Below are 563 nucleotides of genomic sequence, written 5' to 3'. Positions count from 1 at the left end.
GAGGACGTGTTCTCGATCTCCGGTCGCGGTACGGTTGTGACCGGTCGTGTCGAGCAGGGCATCATCAAGGTCGGTGAGGAAATCGAGATTGTCGGTATCCGCGACACGGTGAAGACGACCTGTACGGGCGTTGAAATGTTCCGCAAGCTGCTCGATCAGGGCCAGGCTGGCGACAATATCGGCGCCCTGCTGCGCGGTGTTGACCGTGAAGGCGTTGAGCGTGGCCAGGTTCTCTGTAAGCCAGGTTCGATCACGCCGCACACGACGTTCGAAGCCGAAGCCTACATCCTGACCAAGGAAGAGGGTGGCCGTCACACGCCATTCTTCACCAACTACCGTCCACAGTTCTACTTCCGTACGACGGACGTGACGGGTGTTGTGACGCTTCCGGCTGACAAGGAAATGGTCCTGCCGGGCGATAACGTCAAAATGGATGTCGAGCTGATCCAGCCGATCGCTATGGACCAGGGCCTGCGCTTCGCGATCCGCGAAGGTGGCCGTACGGTCGGCGCCGGCGTGGTCTCGGCCATCAAGAAGTAAGCCCTGTTCCCATCAGGCAGTAA

1 protein-coding gene is annotated in these 563 nt (G+C 59.9%); it reads left to right on the top strand.

Annotation, left to right across the window (positions count from 1 at the left end; all coding sequences use genetic code 11):
- Positions 1-540 (top strand): EF-Tu/IF-2/RF-3 family GTPase (locus L53_RS09110; protein ID WP_034814469.1); only part of this gene is annotated, 540 nt, incomplete at its 5' end.
- Positions 541-563 lie beyond the last annotated feature (23 nt).

Origin of the sequence: Hyphomonas sp. L-53-1-40 (genome assembly GCF_000682775.1) — a bacterium.
In the GTDB taxonomy this organism is placed as follows: Bacteria; Pseudomonadota; Alphaproteobacteria; order Caulobacterales; family Hyphomonadaceae; genus Hyphomonas.
This window is presented reverse-complemented; position numbering and strand designations above follow the sequence as displayed.